Origin of the sequence: Rhizobium sp. BK313, assembly GCF_014193655.1 — a bacterium.
In the GTDB taxonomy this organism is placed as follows: domain Bacteria; phylum Pseudomonadota; class Alphaproteobacteria; order Rhizobiales; family Rhizobiaceae; genus Rhizobium.
Genome location: NZ_JACHZQ010000003.1, coordinates 750,172 through 767,261 on the forward strand (window position 1 = coordinate 750,172; position 17,090 = coordinate 767,261).

At 61.6% G+C, this 17,090-nt stretch carries 14 protein-coding genes; 11 read left to right on the plus strand and 3 right to left on the minus strand.

Features of this window, described 5'->3' with window-relative positions; all coding sequences use genetic code 11:
- Nucleotides 1–52: 52 nt before the first annotated feature.
- Genes FHT86_RS20040 through FHT86_RS20050 form a run of 3 tightly spaced genes read left to right on the plus strand, consistent with a single transcriptional unit; the run spans nt 53 to nt 3,496 of the window.
- Complete coding sequence (locus FHT86_RS20040) at nt 53–2,038, plus strand: pseudouridine synthase (RefSeq protein ID WP_133708566.1); 1,986 nt, start codon at nt 53–55, stop codon at nt 2,036–2,038.
- Nucleotides 2,039–2,044: 6 nt separating this feature from the next.
- The gene (rsmD, locus tag FHT86_RS20045; protein WP_133708567.1) at nt 2,045–2,611 is read left to right on the plus strand and encodes a 16S rRNA (guanine(966)-N(2))-methyltransferase RsmD; all 567 of its coding nucleotides are present in this window, start codon (nt 2,045–2,047) and stop codon (nt 2,609–2,611) included.
- 18 nt (nt 2,612–2,629) lie between these two features.
- Entirely contained in the window at nt 2,630–3,496 is an 867-nt protein-coding gene (locus tag FHT86_RS20050) for a patatin-like phospholipase family protein (RefSeq protein ID WP_133708568.1), read from the plus strand.
- Here FHT86_RS20050 and FHT86_RS20055 read toward each other — a convergent pair.
- The gene (locus tag FHT86_RS20055; RefSeq protein ID WP_133708569.1) at nt 3,493–5,310 is read right to left on the minus strand and encodes a monovalent cation:proton antiporter-2 (CPA2) family protein; all 1,818 of its coding nucleotides are present in this window, start codon (nt 5,308–5,310) and stop codon (nt 3,493–3,495) included. The two genes, FHT86_RS20050 and FHT86_RS20055, sit on opposite strands and share 4 nt — an antisense overlap.
- 149 nt (nt 5,311–5,459) lie before the next feature.
- On the opposite strand from FHT86_RS20055, the gene FHT86_RS20060 reads away from it, so the two are divergent.
- The 6 genes from FHT86_RS20060 (at nt 5,460) to lpxK (ending at nt 11,327) form a co-directional block, all read left to right on the plus strand.
- On the plus strand, nt 5,460–6,809 hold the full coding sequence (locus FHT86_RS20060) for a TldD/PmbA family protein (RefSeq protein WP_133708570.1): 1,350 nt from the start codon (nt 5,460–5,462) through the stop codon (nt 6,807–6,809).
- A 21-nt stretch (nt 6,810–6,830) separates the two neighbouring features.
- Nucleotides 6,831–7,640: a 3'(2'),5'-bisphosphate nucleotidase CysQ gene (locus FHT86_RS20065; RefSeq protein WP_133708571.1), complete on the plus strand. Its 810-nt coding sequence runs from the start codon at nt 6,831–6,833 to the stop codon at nt 7,638–7,640.
- 61 nt (nt 7,641–7,701) lie between these two features.
- A complete protein-coding gene (locus tag FHT86_RS20070; RefSeq protein ID WP_133708572.1) occupies nt 7,702–7,947 on the plus strand; it encodes a DUF4170 domain-containing protein in 246 nt (81 codons plus the stop codon).
- Nucleotides 7,948–8,127: 180 nt separating this feature from the next.
- The gene (waaA, locus tag FHT86_RS20075) at nt 8,128–9,447 is read left to right on the plus strand and encodes a lipid IV(A) 3-deoxy-D-manno-octulosonic acid transferase (RefSeq protein ID WP_133708573.1); all 1,320 of its coding nucleotides are present in this window, start codon (nt 8,128–8,130) and stop codon (nt 9,445–9,447) included.
- 12 nt (nt 9,448–9,459) lie between these two features.
- A complete protein-coding gene (locus FHT86_RS20080) occupies nt 9,460–10,188 on the plus strand; it encodes an HAD family hydrolase (RefSeq protein WP_133708574.1) in 729 nt (242 codons plus the stop codon).
- Nucleotides 10,189–10,283: 95 nt separating this feature from the next.
- Nucleotides 10,284–11,327: a tetraacyldisaccharide 4'-kinase gene (gene lpxK, locus FHT86_RS20085; protein ID WP_133708575.1), complete on the plus strand. Its 1,044-nt coding sequence runs from the start codon at nt 10,284–10,286 to the stop codon at nt 11,325–11,327.
- A gap of 12 nt (nt 11,328–11,339) precedes the next feature.
- Here lpxK and FHT86_RS20090 read toward each other — a convergent pair whose 3' ends face one another.
- The gene (locus FHT86_RS20090) at nt 11,340–11,570 is read right to left on the minus strand and encodes a DUF2093 domain-containing protein (protein ID WP_028750554.1); all 231 of its coding nucleotides are present in this window, start codon (nt 11,568–11,570) and stop codon (nt 11,340–11,342) included.
- A gap of 83 nt (nt 11,571–11,653) precedes the next feature.
- The gene (gene mutL / locus FHT86_RS20095) at nt 11,654–13,480 is read right to left on the minus strand and encodes a DNA mismatch repair endonuclease MutL (protein WP_133708576.1); all 1,827 of its coding nucleotides are present in this window, start codon (nt 13,478–13,480) and stop codon (nt 11,654–11,656) included.
- A 376-nt stretch (nt 13,481–13,856) separates the two neighbouring features.
- Here mutL and FHT86_RS20100 point away from each other — a divergent pair, with 376 nt between their 5' ends.
- Complete coding sequence (locus tag FHT86_RS20100; protein WP_409527609.1) at nt 13,857–15,554, plus strand: response regulator; 1,698 nt, start codon at nt 13,857–13,859, stop codon at nt 15,552–15,554.
- Between the two features lie 127 nt (nt 15,555–15,681).
- On the plus strand, nt 15,682–17,040 hold the full coding sequence (locus FHT86_RS20105; RefSeq protein ID WP_133708644.1) for a putative bifunctional diguanylate cyclase/phosphodiesterase: 1,359 nt from the start codon (nt 15,682–15,684) through the stop codon (nt 17,038–17,040).
- Nucleotides 17,041–17,090: the final 50 nt, after the last annotated feature.

The following is a 17,090-nucleotide window of genomic DNA, read 5'->3' on the forward strand; positions in this document are numbered from 1 at the left end:
GCGGGGGCGTGACCTGATAGGAACACGCCTTAAAAATTCAGGCAAACAACAAATGACAATGAATGACAAGCCCAAGCGGCCTGGGTCCAAACCCTTTACACGCGACGTCAAGACGAAGCCGGCGAAAACGCGCGACGACGCCAAGGCGATGAAGGCTGCGCCCGCCAAGGCGGTGGCAGAGGCGGAAGGCGGAGATGGAAAAGCCGAGCGCATTTCCAAGGTGATGGCGCGCGCTGGCGTAGCGTCGCGCCGTGACATCGAACGCATGATCATGGATGGCCGCGTAAAGCTGAACGGCGTGTTGCTGGATACACCGGTCGTCAACGTGACTCTCACCGACAAGATCGAAGTGGACGACGTGCCGATCCGCGGCATCGAGCGCACGCGTTTGTGGCTTTATCACAAGCCGGCGGGCTTGGTGACCACCAATGCCGATCCAGAAGGGCGTCCGACCGTTTTCGACAATTTGCCGGAAGAGCTGCCGCGCGTCATGTCGATCGGCCGTCTGGACATCAACACCGAAGGCTTGCTGCTGCTGACCAATGACGGCGGACTTGCTCGTGTTCTGGAACTGCCGACCACCGGCTGGCTGCGCCGCTACCGCGTGCGCGCCCATGGCGAGATTGATCAGGAAGCTCTGGACAAGCTAAAGGAAGGCATTGCCGTCGATGGCGTGCTCTATGGCTCCATCGAGGCGACACTCGACCGCACACAAGGGTCGAACGTCTGGATCACCATGGGCCTGCGTGAAGGCAAGAACCGCGAAATCAAGAACGTGCTGGGCGCCCTCGGCCTCGAGGTCAATCGCCTGATCCGTATTTCCTACGGCCCGTTCCAGCTCGGCGAGCTGCCGGAAGGCCGGGTGCTGGAGGTACGCGGCCGCACACTGCGCGATCAGCTCGGTCCCCGTCTGGTCGAAGACGCCAAGGCGAATTTCGATGCGCCGCTCTACAATGCCTCGGCCGTTGCCCCCGAGGACGAAGCGGACGCCAAGCCCGCCCGCGCTCCGAAAGAGGAGCGCCCGCGGCGCGAACGGCCCGAGGATAAGCGTGAGCGCGCCCTAAGCCGTCTCGATACCAAGCGCGATGATCGTCGTGACGAAGGACGTCGCGAAGGTGGCCGCAAAGAGGACGACCGCCCGAAGCGGCAGCCGCTCGGCGCGCGCCGCAGCGCCAATGTCTGGATGGCGCCCGGCGCCCGTCCGCTTGGCGAAAAGGCCGCGCTGAAGGCCGCCAAGAATGCCAAGACCGCCTCCAGGCGCGGTGAGCCGGAGCGTCCGCAGCGCAGCGGCTTCGACCGTCCGGACGAAGGCCCCCGCGTTCGCGTCAATCGCGTCGATGAGGCGGATGGCGAATGGATCCGTTCGAGCGAAGAAGCTCCGCGCAAGTCGCGCGGCGATGATGAGGGTTTCGACCGCAAGCGCTCCCGGGGCGATCGAGCCTTTGGTGATCGTCCCCGCGGCGACCGCCCACAGGGCGACCGTCCGCGCGGCTCGCGCCCCGAGGGTGGTGACCGCCCTCGCGCGAAATCCTTCCAGGGCGAAGCTCGCTCCGAACGCCCTCGCGGTGATCGCCCAGTCGGGGATCGTCCGCCTCGCGGCGACCGGCCCTTCGGCGACAAGCCGCGCGGTGATCGTCCGTATGGTGACAAGCCCCGTGGCGATAGGCCATTCAGCGATCGTCCCCGTGGTGACCGCCGGCCCCGCGCCGAGGGCGACGAGCGTCCGCGCGCCAGGTCCTTCGATGGCGAGCAGCGTTCCGAGCGTCCGCGCGGCGATCGTCCGCCCCGTGACGATAGGCCTTCTGGCGATCGCCCGCAGGGCGAGCGTTCTTTCGGCGACAGACCGGCCGGCAAGCCCTTCGGCAAGAAGCCGGGTGGCGGAAAGTCCTTTGGCGGCAAGCCGGGTGGAAAGCCGGGCGGTGCACGCGGCTTCTCGGGCAAGCCCGGTGGGGCTGGTCGCCCGTCTGGTGGTCCTGGCCGCGGTGGCCCGAATCGCGGCGGTTCCGGCAGGGGCGGCCCAAAGGGCGGAAGGGGTTGATGCGCGGTGCGGATCGTCGGCGGTGAGTTTCGCGGTCGGTCGCTTGCGGTGCCGAAGTCGAACGACATTCGCCCGACAGCGGACCGCACGCGCGAGAGCCTGTTCAATATATTGAGCCATGCCTATCCCGAAGCCATCGATGGCACGCGGATGATGGACGTCTTTGCCGGTACCGGCGCCGTTGGCCTGGAAGCTGCCTCTCGCGGCTGCCGCCATGTCCTATTCGTCGAAAGCAGCGTCGAGGGCCGCGGCCTGCTCTGGGAGAATATCGACGCGCTCGGCCTGCATGGCCGCACGCGCATGCTGAGGCGCGACGCCACCGATCTCGGCAGCGTCGGCAATCTGGAGCCCTTCGATTTTCTCTTTGCCGATCCGCCCTATGGCAAGGGTCTGGGCGAAAAGGCCTTCGCCGCTGCCGCTGCCGGCGGCTGGCTGGTGCCGGGAGCCTTGGCGATCCTCGAGGAGCGCGCCGACGTCACGGTTGCCGTCGCGCCGGATTTTCTCTTCCTTGAAGAGCGGACCTTCGGCGACAGTAAAATGCATTTCTTCCGTTATCAGCCTCGACAGGCCTAGCGGCGGAGGGAGAGGATCATGGGCGACTATGCCGATTTTGTTGGGAGCGATTATACGCTCGCGACATCCAGCACGCCGAGTGTTGCCGTCGCCTTCGGTTGCGGCGGTGCGCGTGGGCTCGCCCATATCCATATCATCGAAGCGTTGGACGAGCTCGGCATTCGCCCGGTCGCGATCGCCGGCGCCTCCATCGGCTCGATCATGGGTGCGGCCATGGCAGCCGGCATGAGCGGCGCGGAAATCCGTGACTATACGCTCGCCACGGTCGGCAACCGTCCGGCTGTTCTCAACAAGATCTGGAGCCTGCGGCCCGCAAACATGCGCAGCTTCCGGATCGGCCAGTTCAATCTCGAACGCATCCTGCGCGCTTTCATGCCTCCGACCTTTCCGGAGGATTTCTCCGAGCTGCACATCCCGCTGAAGGTCGTGACGACGGATTATTACGATCAGGCCGAAGTCGTCACCGAAAAAGGCGAGCTTTTCCCGGTGCTGGCCGCCTCCGCCGCCATCCCCGCCGTCTTCATGCCGGTCAAGGTCGGCGACCGCGTGATGATCGACGGCGGCATCATGAATCCCGTTCCCTACGAACATCTGGCCGGGCTTGCGGACGTCATCATCGGCATCGACGTCGTCGGCGGACCGGAAGGCGATGGCACCCATATTCCGAACCGCATCGAGAGCCTGTTTGGTGCCGGGCAACTGACAATGCAGTCCAATATCGCTCTGAAGCTGCGGCTGCTGGCGCCGCAAATCTTCTTGAGGCCGTCCGTCGGCCGCACCGGCGTGCTCGATTTCTTGAAGGCCCGCGATATCCTCGCCATGTCCGCAGGGGTCAAGGACGAGCTGAAATTCGCCCTCGACCGGGTGATTACGGCTAAAAATTAAGCCCGTTCCGGCTCCTCTTCCGGCATGGCGGAGAGATCGTCGTCGTCGTTGAAAACATCGGCGGTGCGCTTCGGTTTGACCAGCGGTTCCGGCTTGACCGGCCGTGAATAGAGCATGTCGCCCCCGGCCTGCAGCCCTTCGCTCGTCTGCAGCACCAGCCGCTGTTCGTCGCGCTTGCGGATATCTTCGCCGATCTCAAAGGCTTGGGTCTCGCTGACACCGAGGGCTTCCAAAGTACGGCGGCCGAAGAGTAGGCCGGATTCCAGCGTCTCACGCAGTTCATAGTCGATGCCCTTGTTGCGCAGTGCGATCGAGTGAATGCGATCGTAGGAGCGGACGAAGATGCGCGCGTGCGGATATTCCGTCTGCACCAGCTCGACGATCTTGTCGGTGATCTCGCGCTGGTGCGTGCTGACGACGACGACCTTGGCGCGGTCGATGCCGGCGGAGCGCAACACATCCTTGCGGGTGCCGTCGCCGAAATAAATGCGGAACCCGAAGCTGGCGGCCTGGCGGATACGATCGGCGGAAAAGTCGATGACGGTGACGTCGCGGCCGCCGGCGAGCAGGATCTGCGCGGCGATCTGGCCGAAACGCGAAAAGCCGATCATCAGCACGTCGGAGCCCGCGCCCTCGAAATCCTCGTCCAGTTCCTCCTGCGTGTCGCCCTTGACCAGCCGCTTCGAGAGTGCCGCACTCAGCGGCGTCAGCGCCATTGATAACGTGACGATGGCGATCAGCGTCGAGGCAGTGTTGGCCGAGAAGAGTCCGCTGATACTGGCGGCACTGAACAGCACGAAGCCGAATTCACCGCCTTGCGGCAGCAGTCCGGCGATACGAACCGCATCATTGTGCGACGAGCCCGCCACGCGGCACAGCGCATAGATCACGATCGCCTTAATGACCATCATGACCGGCACGGCGAGCACGATCAGAACCCAGTTGTCGAGAATCACTTGGAGTTTCAGCGAAAGGCCGACTGCAATGAAGAAAATGGCGAGCAGCACGCCACGGAAGGGCTCGATATCCGCTTCCAGCTCGTGGCGGTAAGAAGATTCGGCGAGCATCACGCCCGAGAGAAAGGCCCCCATCGCCATGGAGAGGCCGGCAAGCTGCATCAATGTCGCTGATCCCATGACAACGAGCAGGGCGGCCGCAATCATCGCCTCGCGCGCGCCGGTGCGGGCAATGACCTGGAACAGCGGCGTCAGCAGATAGCGACCGGCAATGATCATCGCCGCGACGGCGCCCACGGCGATGGCAAAGTCCAAAATCGGATTGGAAGCCTGCGTCGGTCCGCCGAGAACCGTTACCAGGGCAAGCAGCGGCACGATCGCCAGGTCCTGCAGCAACAGCATTGAAAAGGAACGCTGGCCGTACCTCGTGTTGACGTCGCCGTCCTGCTCGAGGATCTGCATGGCAAAGGCGGTCGAGGACAGCGCCAGGCCGAAGCCGACGATGATGCTGCCGCGCCAGCCGGTGATAGCAGCGAGATAGGCCATGACCGTCAGCGCAAGTCCGCTCAAGACCACCTGGGCCGTGCCGAGGCCGAAAATATCGCGCCGCATCTGCCACAGGCGCGACGGCTTTAACTCCAGGCCGATGATGAACAGCAGGAAGACGACACCGAGTTCGGCGACGGCAAACACGGATTCGCCGTCGCCGATGCCGTGCAGCACCGGGCCGATGACGACGCCGGCGGCAAGGTAACCGAGCACGGTTCCCAGTCCCAATTTCTTGAAAATCGGCGCCGTGACGACGGCACCTCCGAGCAGCATCAGGGTTTCGGTAAAGAGAGCATTAGGCGCGGACATCGTCTGTTTCTTTCTGTAGGCAGGCGGTGTGGCAGCGCATAGTCATCAGAAACAACCATGCGTGAAGACATTCGGACAAGAATCGGCGTGGCCGCCCTTGATGCTTTATGTAGTGCACAATAAATGGAACGCGAAGGAAAGGCCAAATCATGTCCTCAGAAATCGATTCCTCCACTCTGCTTTCCCGTGCCAGCCAGTTGATCGACCTCGCCCGGAAAGCCGGGGCGGATGCGGCCGATGCCGTCGTCGTGCGCTCGCGGGCGCAATCCGTCAGCGTTCGCCTCGGCGCGGTCGAGGGCACCGAATCTTCCGAAAGCGATGATTTTTCGCTGCGGGTGTTTATCGGCAATCGTGTCGCCAACGTCTCCGCCAATCCTGGCTTCGACTTAAAGGCGCTCGCCGAACGCGCCGTCGCCATGGCAAAGGTCTCGCCGGAAGATCCGTTCGCCTGCCTCGCCGATGAAGCCGATCTTGCCAAGACCTATCCCGATCTCCAACTCTTCGACCCGACCGAGGTCTCGTCGGCTCAATTGCGCGAGGCAGCGCTTGCGATGGAAGAGGCTGCCCTGGCTGTCCCGGGCGTCAACAACTCCTCGGGCGCGGGTGCATCTGCCGGTATGGGCGGCATGGTGCTCGCCACGTCGCATGGTTTTGCCGGTCACTATATGGGCTCGCGCTTCAGCCGCTCCGTCAGCGTCATAGCCGGTCAAGGCACCGGCATGGAGCGTGACTACGATTTCGACAGCCGCCTCTATTTCGCCGAGCTGGACCCAGCCGAGGACATTGGCCGCCGCGCCGGCGAGCGGGTGGTCAAGCGGCTCAACCCGCGTCAAGTTCCGACCGGCAAGGACGTGACCGTTGTTTTCGATCCGCGCGTGGCGCGCGGTTTCGTCGGTCATATTGCTGGCGCGATCAACGGGGCATCCGTCGCGCGCAAAACCAGTTTTCTGCGCGACAAGATGGGTGAGCAGGTGCTGAAGGCCGGCCTGTCGATAACCGACGATCCCTTGATCGTGCGCGGCCCAGCCTCACGCCCCTTTGATGGCGAAGGTGTCTCGGGCAAGCGGCTGGTGATGATCGAGGACGGCGTGTTGAAGCATTGGTTCCTGTCTACGTCAACGGCGCGGGAGATCGGTGGTCTGAGGACCAACGGCCGCGGCGCACGTGGCGGCACGGCGGTTTCTCCGTCCTCCACCAATCTGGCGCTGGAGCCGGGCGATATTTCCCCGGAAGAGCTGATCCGCAATGTCGGCAACGGTTTCTACGTCACCGAGCTGATCGGCCAGGGCGTCAACATGATCACCGGCGAATACAGTCGCGGCGCTACCGGTTTCTGGATCGAGAACGGCGAACTGACCTTCCCGGTTTCGGAGGTGACGATCGCCTCCAACCTCAAGGACATGTTCATGCGCGTGACGCCGGCAAACGATATCGACCGCGATTTCGGTGTTGCGGCTCCGACGCTCGCCATCGAAGGCATGACGCTGGCTGGGCGCTGAGCCGGAGATTGGAATTTGGGAATGAGCGATAGGGACTTAGTCGGCCAACTGAGCGATCTCGATTTGATCGTTGAAGCGGCACGCCAAGCCGGCGAAATCGCTCTAAGCTTCTTCCGGCAATCGCCGGAGGTCTGGTGGAAGAACGAAGGTCGCTCCCCCGTCAGCGCCGCTGATTTTGCGGCCAACGAAAAGCTCGCCTCCATCCTGCGCCCCGCGCGACCGGACTATGGCTGGCTTTCGGAAGAGACCGACGACGATGCAGAGCGGCTGTCGCATGCGACCCTCTTCGTTGTCGATCCGATCGACGGCACGCGCGGGTTTCTGTCGGGGCTCGAGCTGTGGTGTGTCAGCGTCGCAGTGGTGACGGATGGGCGCCCCACCGCCGGCGTGCTCTATGCGCCGGCGCTGGACGAACTGTTCCTTGCGACGGCCGGCGGCCCGGCGCTGAAGAACGGTAAGCCGATCGCGGTTTCCGCCAGGCTGGAACATGATGTCCACAGGCTTGCCACCGCTGAGGACATGTTGAACGGGTTCGATGCGGATTTCCGCAAGACGATCGAACGGGTGAAGCATGTGCCTTCGCTCGCCTATCGTCTGGCCATGGTCGCCGATGGCCGGCTGGAAGGGACCATCGTCAAACGCAATTCCCACGACTGGGATCTCGCTGCCGCCGATCTCATTCTGGAACGGGCGGGCGGGGCGTTGGTTGATCTCTTCGGCCATCCGCTCGCCTACAATCGCGTCGATGTTTCGCATGGCGAACTCTGCGGCGCGCCGGCGGCACGGCTGCCGGAATTCCTCCGCCAGCTCTCCCACAGACGAGATGGTTGACCTTTTGGTCAAAATCCCGCAGAGGAAGAGCGGAGGGGGACGACAGCAGAAAGAGACGAAAATGACTGTTACCAGCGGCAAAAAGCAGCTTTTGCACCTCGTATTCGGCGGGGAATTGGAAAATCTCGAGGAAGTACAGTTCCGCAATCTGAACGAACTCGACATTGTCGGCATGTATCCCGACTATGCGAGCGCGCTGACTGCCTGGAAGTCGAAGGCTCAGCAGACCGTCGATAATGCCCATATGCGGTATTTCATCGTCCACCTGCATCGCTTGCTTGATCCGCAGGACAAGGCTTCCTCGTGAGGCCGCGTTCCGCTTCATTTTGCATTTGATATTACCGTCCGGATGGGCGTTGTCGTTTTCAATCCGGCTATGGCGCAGTATTTTTGACGCAATCAGAACGAAGAATCGGCCGATCTTTCGGCCGTGAGACAATTGGGATTTGGCATCGATGACGATCAGCTTGGATCGGAGGCAATCGAGATGAGCAGCCTCAGGGCGCGCCTCGCTTTGGGTGCCTACCGCTTTGGCGGGATTGCGATCTATCCCCTTCTCGGGCCTTATCTCGCCTTCCGCGCCGCCAAGGGCAAGGAAGACCGCTCTCGTCGGCTGGAGCGTTTCGGTTACGCCAGCGCCAACCGCCCGCAGGGACCGCTTGTCTGGTTTCATGCGGCAAGCGTCGGCGAGACTTCGGCGGTCGTTCCGCTGATCCGCGAAATTCGCCGCCGCGACATCCACGTCATTCTCACCACCGGAACCATCACGTCGGCCAAGGTGACGCAAGAGCGTCTTGGCGACGAGGTCATCCACCAATATGTGCCGCTCGACCTGAAACCTGCCATCGGCCGCTTCCTCGATTATTGGCAGCCGGATTGTGCCATCATCGCCGAATCCGAGATCTGGCCGATGACCATCATGGAACTTGGTCGCCGGCGCATCCCGCAGATCCTCGTCAATGCCCGCTTGTCGGACCGCTCTTCTGCTCGCTGGAGCCGGCATCCTTCGCTCTCGGAAGCATTGTTCGAAAACCTTGCGCTGGTCGTCGCCCAGTCCGATCTCGATGCCGAGCGCTTTCGTGATCTCGGTGCGCGGCAAGTGATCAAGTCCGGCAATCTCAAGGTGGACACCGACGCACCGCCCTATGATGCGCCGACCCTTGCCCGCTACATGAAGCAGATCGGCGACCGCAAAACCTGGGCCGCAGTCTCGACCTTCGAGGGTGAGGAGAGTGCCGCTGCGGTCGTCCACAAGACTCTGAAAGAGCATAACGGTCAGTTGACCATCATCGTGCCGCGCCATCCCGAACGTTGCGACGCGATTGAGGCGATGCTCGTCGAGAAAGGGCTGAAAGTGGCGCGCCGTACCCGCAACGACGTGTTGTCGCCGGATGTCGATATCTTCCTCGGCGACACGATCGGCGAAATGGGTCTTTATCTGCGCATGACCGAAGTTGCCTTCATGGGCAAGTCGCTGCTCAACGAAGGCGGACAAAACCCGCTGGAGCCGGCCATGCTCGGCTGCGCCATCCTATCGGGCGGCCATGTTCAGAATTTTCGCGACGCCTACCAACTGCTCGCTCGCCGCGGCAGCGCCCGCATGGTGCGCGATACCGAGATGCTGGCGAGGGGCGTGCATTACCTGCTGAGTAACGATGCGGCGCGGCGCGGCATGATCGATGCCGGCTACATCGCCGTACACGAGATGCGTGGGGCGCTGGCAGCGACCATCAAGGGATTGGAACCTTACATCAACCCGCTGACGGTGAAGGCGCGGTTGCTGCCGAAGACGATGGCGCAGGGATAAAGGGAGCGCTCTATGAGGGCAATCAAGCTGGGTACGATCGCGGGCATTCTTTTCGACAAGGACGGCACGCTGCTCGACTATGATGAGAGCTGGTTGCCGGTCAATCGCGAACTTGCCAGCATTGCCGCCCAGGGTGATGCCGCACTTGCCAATCATCTGCTTCTGGCCTGCGGCATGGACCCGGTCACCGGCCATATCGTGCCCGACAGCCTGCTTGCCGCCGGCAATACCCGCCAGATATCCGAGGGCCTCGTTGCTGCCGGCTCCAGGATGGACGTGACGGAGCTGACGGAAAGGCTCGATGCGTTATTTTCCCATGCCGCCGACTTCTCTGCGCCGGTCACCGACCTCGCCGGTTTCTTTCTCCGCCTGCACGAGCGTGGATACAAGCTGGGCGTTGCCTCCAGCGACAATGAGCGCTCCATCCGCCAGACGGCGCGCCGCTTCGGGTTCCTCGAATATCTTGATTATATCGCCGGTTACGACAGCGGTTTCGGAACTAAGCCGGAGCCAGGAATGGTGCTCGGTTTCTGCGAAGCGACAGGTCTTTCCCCTTCACAGATCGCGGTCGTCGGCGACAACAATCACGATCTGCACATGGGGCACAATGCCGGTGCAGGTCTTACGATCGGTGTGCTGACTGGCACCGGATCGCGTGAATCGCTTGCAGCCGCATCCGATTATTGCCTGAATGACATTACCGAGCTGGAAAGCCTGCTGCCTCTCGCCCTGCCGGTGTGACCAAAGCATAGGCTTGCTTTTTCATCCGATCTGCCCTTTCTTGCCGCCTTGCTCAGATCGTAGGGGAAGCAGCGGGCGTGAGGCGGGATTAGACTATGGTATCGGAAGCACCGCCTTTCTGGTGGCGGAAGCCGGATTGGCGCGCCTGGGGGCTTTCGCCCTTTTCATTTCTGTACGGCCGCATTGCCGGCCATCGCATGGCGCATGGCCGTCGCGCCTCCGTTCCTGTACCGGTCATCTGCGTTGGAAATTTTACGGTGGGTGGCGCCGGCAAAACGCCAACGGCGCTGACGATTGCCCGTGCCGCCAAGACAAAAGGATTGAAGCCGGGCTTTCTCAGCCGTGGCTATGGCGGCTCGCTTGACGTGACAACCGTCGTCGATCCGCATCACCACCACGCCACAGCGGTCGGCGATGAGCCGCTGCTGCTCGCCCGCGAAGCATTGACCGTGATCTCGCGCCGCCGCTTCGAGGGGGCGGAGCGGCTGGTGCGCGAGGGTGCCGACCTCATCATCATGGATGACGGCTTTCAGAGCGCGCAACTCGCCATCGACTATGCTCTGGTCGTCATCGACGCCACGAGAGGTATCGGCAATGGCTACCTCGTTCCCAGTGGGCCGGTGCGTGCGCCGCTGCGGACACAGTTGCGCTATGCCTCGGCGCTGCTGAAAGTCGGTGAAGGCAATGCTGCCGACCGTATCGTGCGCATGGCGGCGCGAGCCGGGAAGCCTTTTTTCGCAGCATCGGTCAAGGTGCGTGGGCAGGAGGATCTGCAGGGCCGGAACGTGCTCGCTTTCGCAGGTATTGCCGATCCCACCAAATTCTTCCGCACGGTCGAGTCATTGGGGGCCAGCATCGTTGTCGGCCGTACGTTCGGTGATCACGAACATCTGGGCGAAGACGACATAGCTGATATTCTCGATATCGCCGCCCGGGAAGGCCTGGAGATCGTCACTACCTCCAAGGACTATGTCCGCTTGATCGGCCATCACGGCCGCGCCGAAGAGCTGTTGGGGGCCTGCCGCGTCATCGAGATCGATATGGTCTTTGATGATCGCCGCGCGCCGGCTCTGATCATCGACCGGGCGATCGCAGCCGCCCGCGAACGGCGGCTACGCGAAGGGCAGAAAGCAAAATAGGGATCGCAGCGGTTAGCGCTTCTGGTTCGGCAGCGCGCCGGCGCGTTTTTCGGCTTCCAGCGAAGACATTACATCGGCATAGGGCTCCTGCCGGGCGACGCTCCAATAGCGGAGTTCATCGAGCGCGATGTGTTTGCCGGTCATGGCGCAGACGACATAGGAGCCGGGCATGAGGATTTGGAAATCGCCGTCGAGATAGCGAATCTTCGCCTCGCGGTTTCCATGTCCCTCAAAAAGATTCATCTGATGCCGTCCCTGATGTTTGTCACCTGTCTGCCATACCCCGGCAGGCCAGACTTTTCCAGTTCTTTCAGTCGCGTCCGTTATCAGCTTCGTCCGAACAGCCGTTCGATATCGGAGAGCTTCAACTCTATATAGGTCGGCCGGCCGTGATTGCACTGGCCCGAGCCGGGCGTTGACTCCATTTGCCGCAACAGGGCGTTCATTTCCTCAGGCCTCAGCCGTCGGCCGGAGCGCACCGAGCCGTGGCAGGCCATGGTTGCAGCGACATATTCCAGCTTGGCGGCAAGGCCGGAGGCGGTGTCCCACTCGGCGATCTCGTCGGCCAACTGCCGGATCAGCCCTTGCGCATCCACTTCGCCGAGCATCGCCGGCGTCTCGCGCACCGCAATCGCGCCGGGACCGAAACGCTCGATGGCGAGGCCGAGTTCGCCAAGCCCGTCGGCAAATACCATCAGCCGGTCGCAATCCTCCTCAGGCAAATCGACGATCTCCGGGATCAACAGGACCTGTGAAGACAGCCGCTTCGAATGCAGGGCTTTGCGCATTTCTTCGAATACCAGCCGCTCGTGCGCCGCGTGCTGGTCGACGATGACGAGGCCGTCGTCGGTCTGTGCGACGATGTAGTTCTCGTGCAGTTGGGCGCGAGCCGCACCCAGAGGGAACCGAGCTGGCTCCTCCATGCGTACGGGTTCGATTGGCGCGGCGGTTTCGGCGCGAGCAGTCGGCATGGCGAGGCCGTCGAAGGCGCCTTGGGGCCGCTCACCGAATCCATATCCGTTCGTCGAGGGCTGATAGGGTCTGGATGGCGAAGCCTCAGGCGTCCAGGATGTGGTGGGTGTCGACGGCCGCCATGTCGGCTGGAAACCGGAACGGCCGGGGCTGAAGGCACGAAGCATGCCGTCGGCGCCCGTTGTCGCCGCACGATCGCCCTCCCGCGCCAGGGCCTCGCGGATGGCGCCGACGATCAGGCCGCGCACCAGACCGGGATCGCGGAAACGGACATCGGATTTCGCCGGATGCACGTTGACGTCGACGAAGGCCGGGTCGAGCGTGATCGAGAGAACCGCAACGGGATAACGGCCGGAGGGTATCGTCTCGGCATAGGCGCCACGGATCGCCGACAGGATCAACTTGTCCTGCACTGGCCTGCCGTTGACGAAGGCATATTGATGTGCCGAGTTGCCACGATTGAAGGTCGGCACGCCGGCATAACCAGTCAAGCTCACATCCTCCCGCGCGGCGTCGAGCTCGATGGCGTTGTCCTTGAACTCCTTGCCAAGCACCTGCGCCATGCGGGCGAGATGATCCTCGCCGGTGGCCGGAAATTCCAGCGTCGAGCGGTCGCTGCCCGAGAGCACGAAACGCACTTGCGGGAAGGCGATCGCCATACGCTTGACCACTTCGGTGATCGCGGCGGCTTCCGCCTTCTCCGTCTTCAGGAATTTCAGCCGCGCCGGGGTCGCGAAGAACAGGTCGCGCACCTCGACGATCGTACCCGGATTGGCGGCAGCCGGGCGCAGATGCAGCACCTTGCCGCCAGCGACCGCAATTTCGGCGCCGCCATCGCTGTCCGGTCTTCGGCTGGCGATCGACAGCTTCGCTACCGAGGCGATCGAGGGCAGTGCCTCGCCGCGGAAGCCGAGGGTGCGGATGTCCTCCAGAGTATCGGAAATCTTTGAAGTGCAGTGCCGTCTGACGGCCAGCTCCAGGTCTGCCTGCTCCATGCCGGAACCGTTGTCGCTGACCCTCAGTAGCGCTTTGCCGCCGCCGGCCGTTGCGATCTCGATGCGCGTCGCCCCAGCATCAAGCGCATTTTCGATCAACTCCTTGGCAGCACTTGCCGGTCGTTCGATGACTTCGCCCGCGGCGATTTGGTTGATCAGAGTTTCGGAGAGTTGCTTGATAGCCATATCTGCATTTTCGTGGATTCGCGGCGAGGTGGAAAGAGAAAACGTATTCCGCCTTTCGTCATCCACCCGATTCAGCTGAGAGCTTTGGTTAAAAATTTAATCAATGCTTAAGGGAATGATGACAGGTTGCATTCACAGAACTTGAAATGATTGCAGGTGGCGCGCTTTCGCACGTTTACGGCTTTTGGCGGCAGGCTGGTGTCCGTCATATCCACGAGCCGATGTCCGCCTGTTTCAAGTGTTCAGACCAGCATGAGATCTTCATAAATTCAGCGCGAGAGCTGTTGTCGCTCTCAAGCCCAGCGTGCCGTGATATCGGATAGATGTAGGAATCGGACGAATGACTGCCGAGATTGACCAGGCAGCTTTTACAGCAATGACTGAAGATGTTCCGTCTGACGGCAATCTGCAGGCGGCGCTGTTTGATGCAGTCAGTGATGGGCTTTCCAGCGCTTTCCTTATCTATGACAAGAACGATCTGCTGCTGTTCGCCAGCCGCCAGGTTCTGAATTTCTTCCCGATTCCCCCGCAATTCCTGCAACCGTCGACACGGTTGCGCGATTTTCTCAGAGCTGTCTTCGACACCGGCGTCCGGCATCGCGATGCTCATGCGAAGTCGACGACAACGCGCGACGATTGGGTCTCACAGCGAATTGCCTCGCATTGGCGCGAGCGTTTTGAGGCAACGGAGCACTTCGGTGCGGATCGTTGGGTCCGCTTCGTCAAGCGCCGGTTGCCGTCAGGGCTCGGTGTTTGCATCCTCTCGGATATTTCGGAGGTGAAGAAGCGGGAGGAGCAATGGCGCCTTGACATGGAGCGCGTGCAGCTCACCGAGGATATTCTCGACAACCTGCCGTTTCCGCTCTTCGTCAAGGACCGCAACATGGTCTATGTCGCGGTCAACAAGGCGTTCTGCGACAAATATCAGACCTCGGCGGATGAGGTGCTGGGCCGCAAGGGCATCGATCTCTTCTCCACCGATATTGCCAACCGCTTCGAGGAGAGCGACCGGCATGTCATGGAGACCGGCGAAATGTCGATCTCGCGCCAGCGACAGATTGCTCGCGATGGCATCGAACGCGATGTGGTCACCAGGAAACAGCGTATAGGCAAGCCCGGCCGCTATTTCCTCGTCGCCACTATGCAGGACCTGCCGAAAGAGGGCGCGGATTTCGATGAGTTCGCTCTCGCCTCGCAGATCAAGGAGAATAATGACCGGTCCTATCGGCGCGCCTATGTGCCGATGGCGGCACTTCAGACTGCCTCGCGCCGGCCCCCCGCCATGGAGACCTTCGTTCCCGAGAACTTCTCAGGCCGGAAGATCCTTGTGGTCACCAGCGATCTTGCCGCTGAATCGGCGGCGTTGAAGATGCTTGCCAAATATGGCTTTGAGGCTTGTTCGGTCCACAATGAAAGCGAGGAGGCGGCATTTCTGGATGTCGCAAGCTCCCTCGGCATCAAGATCGATCTCGCGATCGTCGACAACCAGCTCGGCAAACGCGGCTTGGAGCTGGCAGAGCGGCAGAATGTGCCGGCATTGTCGTTGGACGGCTCGCAGCTTGCCACCGAACTCACTTTCCTGATCGCTCGGCATTTTAACCGCAACATCCGCGGCAAGGCGGGCGAACTTGCTGAAGGAGGCGCGGAGGACTGGCAGATCGCGACTCGTGGCGAGGATCGCGGCTTCCAGATCCTGGTTGCCGAAGACAACGACATCAATCAGATCGTCTTTTCACAGATCCTGGAAGGGCTTGGCTATCGCTACATGATCGCTGCCAGCGGTGACGAGGCGGTGCGCCTGTGGAGCGAGCATCGCCCTGAGCTGATCCTGATGGATATCTCGCTGCCAGGTCTCAACGGTTTCGAAGCCGCAAGGCTTATTCGCCGCACGGAAAAGGGTAGCGGATCGCGCATTCCGATCATTGGCGTGCTTACCCAGGCCTTCGAGCGTGACCGCAACGAATGCGTCGATGCCGGCATGGACGATGTCATCATGAAGCCCGTAAGCCCCGATATTCTTGAGACCGTGTTTCAGAAATACATGCGCAGCAGCCGCAAAGCTCAAATCAAGTAAATCTCATAGTTGTATAACTTCTAATGAATAGAAATTGCTGGCGCCGAATGACTGCCGTCCCGCCATCGTTTGTTAAGACTTCGCCGTCATTCTCTTTCGCGGGTGGAGGAAAATGTCGGGACTGGATATGAAATCGGCTGAAATATCGCTCGCGCCAGCCAGCCAGAATGAGTTGCAGGCGATGGCTTATACCGATCCTCTGACGGGGTTGGGGAATCGCTATCGCATGCGCGATCGCGCGCGTGTGCTTTCCGTCGAACGCGCGAGCGATCCTGCGCCCTTTACCATTGGCATTGCCAATCTTGATTCCTTCAAGCCGATCAACGACCTCTTCGGTGTCGAAGCCGGTGACGAGATCCTCTGTCAGGTCGCACACCGCCTAAAAGCCTGCATTCCCGACGGCGCAACGGTCACCCGCCATGACGGTGACGAATTTGCCTTCGTGCTGCCACTAGTCTTTGAGCGTGTCGGTGCAGAAAAATTCGGGCAGATGATCCGCGAAGTGTTATCGGCGCCCTATGATCTCGGCGATCGCAACGTACGTCTTTCCGCCTCTTTCGGTTTCGCCATCTATCCCTTCGCCGGCGAGGAATTCGAAGACCTACTTAAAAGCGCCGAGACGGCGCTTTATCGCTCCAAGCGGCGCGGACGCGGCCAGATCACCGTTTATTCCAAAGAAATCGCCCAGGAGATGAAGCGTGCGACGCAGCTTGAACAAGCGCTGCGCAACGCCATCATTTCCAATGCCATCGACGTGCATTTCCAGCCGATCGTATCACTCGCCAACAATCTGATCGTTGGCTTCGAGGCATTGGCTCGATGGAACGACGCCGATCTCGGCTTCGTTTCGCCCGCCGTCTTCGTGCCGCTTGCGGAAGAGCGCGGTTTTATCGACGCTCTCTCTGAGACCCTGCTGCGCAAGGCGGCGGAGGCTGCGCTCTCCTGGCCGCGTGAGCTGTTCCTTTCATTCAATCTGTCCTCGGCGCAATTGATGGATCCGGGCACGAGCAGCAGCATTCTCGCCATTCTTGGCCGAGTCGGTTTCGATCCGCATCGACTGGAGCTGGAAATCACCGAGACGGCGGTCATGAGTTCGGCGGATACGGCGCACCGCATCATCGCCGATCTGAGGGCGGCTGGCGTGCGTATCTCGCTGGATGATTTCGGCACTGGGCAATCCAGTCTCGGCCGATTGCGCGATTTCATCTTCGACAAGGTGAAGATCGATCGCGCCTTTGTCTCGCGCATCAATTCCGACCGGGCCTCCGAACATATCGTCAAGGCGATCCTTGCGATGTGCGAGGGGCTCGACCTGCAAGTGGTCGCCGAGGGGATCGAGGATTACGCCGAGGCGGCAAAACTCCGGTCGCTCGGCTGTGCCATGGGGCAGGGCTATTATTACGGCAAGCCTGCCGATAGCGTCGCGACGCTGCGATATCTCCACGAGAACCACTACGAACTGAGCGGTGAGCGCGAAAGCGCCTAGAAGAGCTCAGCTTTTCAAGGAATTGCAGGACCGCTTGGTTGCTCTAAACG